The sequence below is a fragment of the Moorena sp. SIO1F2 genome, assembly GCF_010672755.1.
Taxonomy (GTDB): Bacteria; Cyanobacteriota; Cyanobacteriia; order Cyanobacteriales; family Coleofasciculaceae; genus Moorena.
On record NZ_JAAHFV010000559.1, the window covers coordinates 1 to 2,759 of the forward strand.

Genomic DNA, 2,759 nt, shown 5'->3' on the forward strand with positions numbered 1-2,759 from the left:
TTTGGTAGGGAGTAGGGAGTAGGGAGTAGGGAACAGGGTAAAAATACTGTGTACCTCATTACTATCAGAAACGCTATACTATTAGTTATAGTAGTTTAATTAGGAGTTTGAATTAATAAAAATAATAGCTAAATAATGATTATAATTATTTTGGATTAACTTTAAAAATTAACGTTAAAAATGGCGGATAATCAAATCAGCAAGTAACCAAGGTAAAGATTAAGCTGTAATGTTATCCATTGAAAATTAATATAATAGTATACAGCGTTTTTCATAACTATCAGGTACACAGGATTTTTTGCCTGTTACCTATTCCCTGCTCCCTACTCCCTACTCCCTGCTCCCTAAAACCCAAAACCTGACCAATAACCAATAACCAATAACCAATGACAAATCTATCTCTAGTCCCGTTTCGGGAGTTTGAACGCCTCAAGGATTTAGACATTACTCCCGAAACTCATACTGAGCTTTTTGCTACCTACTGTCGAATCAATACCTTATATATGATAAAACAGGCGGGTTCAGGGCATATTGGTAGTAGTTTTAGTAGTTTAGATATTGTTTGTTGGCTGTTTTTAAATGAATTACGGGTTAGGAAAACTAACTCTAATCAACCACGGGATATTTATTTTTCCTCTAAAGGTCACGATGTACCAGGTTTGTACTCGGTTTTGATTGGCCATGGTTTGCTGGAGTTTGAGCGTATCCATAGCTTGAGGCGGCTAGATGGACTTCCTGGTCATCCAGATATTTCTATTCCGTTCTTGGAAACCAATACCGGTTCCTTGGGAATGGGGGTTTCTAAGGCTAAGGGGATGATCCTAGCAAATCGCCTGATGGGTCGAGAGGGAAATGTTTATCTCTTAACTGGGGATGGGGAGTTGCAGGAGGGTCAGTTTTGGGAGTCTCTCCAACCAGCAGCAAATCTGGGACTCCATGAGATGACTGTGATTGTGGATCATAATAAAATCCAGTCCGATACTTGGGTGTCCCAAGTGAGTGACTTAGGGGACTTGGAACGGAAGTTTGCGGCCTATGGCTGGTATGTGGACCGCTGTGATGGCAATAATGTCAAGGCTTTAGGGAATGCGATCGCAAAATTGAAAGCAGTCACTAACCAGCCCAAAATCCTGATTGCTGACACCATTAAGGGAAAAGGAATCTCCTTTATGGAACATACGGCCATCAAACCAGAAGACAACCCAGAAGACAACTTATATCGCTTCCATAGTGGCGCACCGGATGATCAAGCCTACACTAAGGGAGTGGCAGAACTAATTGCTGCTGCCAATACCCAATTGGAACAAATTGGAGCATCCCCCTTAGGGGTAGAGATGCTATCCTATGCCAAACCTGCTGTAGTTGATGGAGCGCAACGACTGGTTAGTGCCTATTCCAAAGCTTTGGTTGCCCAAGCAGAACGGAATCAAGACCTGGTGGTACTCGATGCGGATTTAATGCTCGATTGTGGGTTGATTCCCTTTAAAGACAAATTCCCGAAACGGTTCTTTGAGTGTGGTATTGCCGAACAAGATATGGTATCCCAGGCCGGGGGGATGGCACTGAAAGGCTTACTGCCCATTGTGCATTCCTTTGCTTGTTTCCTATCCACCCGACCCAATGAGCAAATCTATAATAATGCTACCGAACGGACTAAGATTATTTATGTTGGCTCCCTAGCTGGGTTGCTACCGGGTGGTCCTGGTCATTCTCACCAATCGGTAAGGGATATTTCTGCCCTAGGAGCAATACCCAATATGGTGATGATTGAACCAGCTAATGAAGCAGAAGTATCCCTAGCTCTAGACTACTGTTTGCATCGAACTATCAGTAGTTGCTATATAAGGCTAGTCTCGATACCCTGTCAGATTCCCTATCAATTGCCAGAGGATTATCAGTTGGAGTTGGGTCAGGGGATTGCCTTAACTGAGGGGCAAGACGCTATTTTATTTGGTTACGGTCCCGTGCTGCTGCCACAAGCCTATCAAGCTGCCCAGTTATTGGCTCAGAATCACGGTATAACCTTAAAAGTGGTGAATTTACCTTGGCTAAATTTTGTGGATTTAGACTGGTTGGATCAAATCCTTCAGGGTTACTCCTGGGTGTTTACCCTAGATAACCATTATGTGATAGGAGGACAGGGGGATCGGATTGTAAGTGGTTTGGCAGAATTAGGATTGTCTGGGCAAATACAGGTAAGGCAATTTGGAGTATTTGATATTCCGAAATGCGGTCAAAATCAGGAAGTGCTTCGTGCTCATCGGCTAGATGCTGAAAGTTTAGCATTTGAGATTCATAAAAGTATGATGTAGCCTTGTTATTTAAATTGCGTAAGATTCAGATAAAAAGGGAACAGGGAATAGGGAATAGGGAACAGTATCAAGATATCCGAGTAGTTTTTGATGTTCTCCTAAATTAGGATTAGTTTTCATGATATAATTATAAATTATATAGGATTTCAAGGATGACCTAGGAAGTATAAAGTATAGCGTTGTTTATTAAGAGTTATACCTATAAGGTACACAAATCTTTTTATAGCACTACCCATTAAGATTAGGACATTTGTAAACTCCGAAACCTAGTCCTAGCTTACTTCTGACTTCTGACTTCTGACTTCTGACTTCTAACTTGCGCGTAGCGCTATACCACTTCTGACTTCCCTACTCCCTACTCCCTACTCCCTGCTCCCTAAAATCAAGAATGTACCTAAACTAATTAATAAATGTTATAATAATAACGGCAATTAACTAGTTTAGGTA

General features: G+C 41.5%; 2 protein-coding genes. Both read left to right on the forward strand.

The genetic code is table 11. From position 1 onward, the window contains the following. The first annotated feature begins 239 nt into the window (after nucleotides 1-239). Nucleotides 240-362 carry a hypothetical protein gene (locus F6J94_RS32705; protein ID WP_293047852.1) on the forward strand — a complete coding sequence of 41 codons (123 nt, stop codon included), beginning with the start codon at nucleotides 240-242 and terminating at the stop codon, nucleotides 360-362. Nucleotides 363-386: 24 nt separating this feature from the next. After that, on the forward strand, nucleotides 387-2,312 hold the full coding sequence (locus F6J94_RS32710) for a transketolase C-terminal domain-containing protein (protein ID WP_293047855.1): 1,926 nt from the start codon (nucleotides 387-389) through the stop codon (nucleotides 2,310-2,312). Nucleotides 2,313-2,759 lie beyond the last annotated feature (447 nt).